We start from the raw sequence: 3,479 nt of genomic DNA, 5'->3' as shown, positions 1-3,479 counted from the left end.
CCGGTCGCGGAGTCCTCGTCGGATCCGGTGGGAGTCGTGCCGTGGGTGCTGTCCGCACGCAGTCCCGAAGCCCTGCGCGCCCAGGCCACAGCACTCGTCACCCATCTGGGCGCGGAACCCGAGACGTCGGCCGCGGACATCGGCTGGTCGCTTGCCACCACCCGGACGCTGTTCGAGCACCGGGCGGTGGTGTTGGGCGGCGATCGTGACGGACAGCTGACGGCCCTGGAGGCGCTGGCCGCCGACGAGTCCCATCCCTCGGTCGTCCGCCCCGGTGCCGGGATCGGCACCGGAAAGACCGTCTGGATGTTCAGTGGCCAGGGCAGCCAGCGCCTGGGCATGGGAGCCGAGCTGTATGACCGCTTCCCGGTGTTCGCCGCGGCGTTCGACGAGGTCTGCGGTCTCCTCGACCCGTATCTCGAACACTCTCTGCGTGAGGTGGTCTTCACGGGAGTGGCGGATCGGCCCGGGCTGCTGGACCACACCACCTATGCGCAGGCGGGGTTGTTCGCGCTGCACATCGCCCTGGCCAGGCTGCTGTCCTCCCTGGGACAGACCCCGGACGTGGTGCTCGGCCATTCGATCGGGGAAGTCGCCGCGGCCCAGGTGGCCGGAGTGTTCGACCTGGCGGACGCCTGCCGCCTGGTGGCCGCCCGCGCAACCTTGATGGGAGACCTCCCGGCGGGCGGCGGTATGGCGTCGATCGAGGCCACCGCCGAAGAGCTCGCCGATGATCTCGCGGAGCTCGACGGCAAGGTCGGTGTGGCCGCGCTGAACACTCCCGGAAGCACTGTCATCTCGGGTCCGCTCGAGCTGGTCGACCGTGTCCGCGTGGCATGGGCGGAGCGGGGGCGGAAGACCAAGGCCCTGACGGTGAGCCACGCCTTCCACTCCCCGCTGATGGATCCCATCCTGGAGCCGTTCACCCGAGCCGTCGAGGGGCTGACCTACCACCCGCCCACCATCCCGGTACTGAGCAACCTGACCGGCGAGCCCGCCGACGAGCTGATCGCCACCCCCGGCTACTGGGCGCGGCACATCCGCCGGCCGGTCCTGTTCCACCCCGCCGTCACACACATCGCCCCCGAGGCGGGCGTCTTCCTCGAACTCGGACCCGATCCCGTCCTGGCCTCCGCCACCCAGCACACCTTGCAGCACCCCTCACCGGGTGAACCGGCTGCGGACGACGCTTCCGCACCGCTGGTGGTGGCCACCCTCACCCGCAAGCGCGCCGACGGCGACGCGCTGGGACACACCCTCGCCCAGCTCCACGCCCACGGCCACGACGTCGCGTGGGCGGGCTGGTTCCCGGCCGGTCCGGGGCCGCGACCGGTTCCCCTGCCCACCTACGCCTTCCAGCGGGAGCGCTACTGGCTTCCGGCGGGTGGTGGGGTCGGTGACGTGGCCGCCGCCGGACTCCAGCGCGTGGAGCACGCGCTGCTGCCCGCCGCAGTGGATCTCGCCGACGGTGGACTCCTGCTCACCGGTCGCATCACGGCCGGCGGTTCGGGCGGATGGCTGGCCGAACACGTGATGGCGGGTACCGTCCTGGTGCCCGGCGCCGCGCTCGTCGAATGGGCCCTGCGCGCCGCGGACGAGGCGGGATGCAGGGGAGTGGAAGAGCTCGCGCTCCAGATCCCGCTGGTCCTGCCCGAGTCCGGGGGACTGCGGGTCCAGGTGGTGGTCGGTGCCGGCACCGAGGACGGGCGGCGCGATGTGCGTGTGTACTCCCGTCCCGACCGCGACGCGGAACCGGGCGTGGACGCCGGATGGGTGTGCCACGCGGAGGGAGTGCTCAGCCCGCCCACCTCCCGGAGTTCCGTGGCAGAGCCCGGGTCCTGGCCTCCGGCGGGTGCCGAACCCGTACGGCTGGACGGGTTCTACGAGCGCGTGGCGGCGTCGGGCTACGTGTACGGCCCGTCGTTCCAGGGGCTGCGTGCCGTATGGCGGGACGGCGCGGACATACTCGCCGAAGTGGCCCTGCCCGAAGCCGTCGGGGACCGGGACGGTTTCGGTATCCACCCCGCGCTGCTGGACGCCGCGCTCCACCCGGCACTCCTCCTGGACCGGCCCGGCGATGACCCGGACGCCGCGGGGACGGCCGCCGGGGGGCGGGACGACGCCCAGCTGTGGCTGCCGTTCGCCTGGAACGGCGTGTCCCTGTGGGCGAGCGGCGCGACCACGGTACGCGTCAGGCTCTCCCCTCACACCTCCGGTGGCCCCGGTGAAGGCGGTGCCGAGGGCGAGCGTGGTCTGACGGTGACCGCGGCCGACGCCGTGGGCGCGCCGGTGCTGACGGTGGACGCGCTGGTGATGCGCCCGGCCGGTGTCGATCAGTTGCGGGCGGCAGGCGGCGGCGACCAGGACGGACTGTTCACGCTGAGCTGGACCCCGTTGCCGGTGACAGAGCGCGACAGCGACCCAGGTGGTGACGGACCCGTGACCGGGGATGGCGGCGACTGGGCGGAGCTGGGCGCCGACGAGTCCTTGGCGCTCGTGCCCGGTTCGGTGCGACACCCCGATCTCGCGGCGCTGACGGCCGAGCTCGACACGGGGTCAGCCGTCCCGTCGGTGGTCCTCGCAGACTTCACCACCACCGGCACCCCGGACGACGGACTGGCGCAGACGGAGCGGGCCCTGGAACTGGTCCGGGGCTGGCTGGCCGAACCACGGTTCGCCGAGTCCCGCCTGGTGATCGTGACCCGTGGCGCGGCACTCGTCACCGGTGCCGATACGCCCGGGAACGGAGCGGCGGTGGATGTCCCCGGTGCCGCGGTCTGCGGGCTGGTCCGCAGCGCACAGGCGGAGAACCCGGGGCGCTTCCTCCTGTTCGACCTGGACCCGGACGCCGAAACACACCACCGCGACGGGTCTGAACGGACCGTGCTGGATGGTGTCGCACATGCGGTCGAGGAGGTCGAGCCGCAGATCGCGATGCGGTCCGGACGGCGGTGGGTGCCCCGGCTGATGCGCGCCGGTGGCGCGAGCAGTGGCGGCATCACCGGACCGGTCGGACACCCGGCGTGGCGGCTGGAGCTGACCGGTGCGGCGACCGTGGAGAACGTGCGGCCGGTGCCGTGCCCCGAGGTACTCGACCCCCTGGAGTCCGGACAGGTGCGGGTGGCGGTGCACGCCGCCGGCATCAACTTCCGCGACGCGCTCATCAGTCTGGGCATGGTCCCCGGCCAGACCGGCCTCGGCGGAGAGGCCGCCGGTGTGGTGGTCGCCGTCGGCCCGGATGTGACAAGCGTCGCGGTGGGCGACCGGGTCATGGGGGTCTTCGACCGCGCCTTCGGCCCCTGGGCGGTGGCCGACGCCCGGATGGTCGTGCCGATTCCGTGTGGGTGGGGTTTTCGGCGGGCGGCTGGGGTGCCGGTGGTGTTCTTGACGGCTTGGTATGGGTTGGTGGAGTTGGGTGGGTTGGGTTCGGGTGAGTCGGTGTTGATTCATGCGGGTGCTGGTGGTGTGGGGATGGCTGC

General features: G+C 72.5%; 1 protein-coding gene. It reads left to right on the top strand.

Features of this window, described 5'->3' with window-relative positions:
• Positions 1 to 45: 45 nt before the first annotated feature.
• A partial coding sequence (locus AC07FT_RS36375; RefSeq protein WP_479180447.1) for an acyltransferase domain-containing protein occupies positions 46 to 3,479 on the top strand: 3,434 nt, incomplete at its 3' end.

It is taken from the genome of Streptomyces sp. NPDC045899 (assembly GCF_056431485.1).
This window is presented reverse-complemented; position numbering and strand designations above follow the sequence as displayed.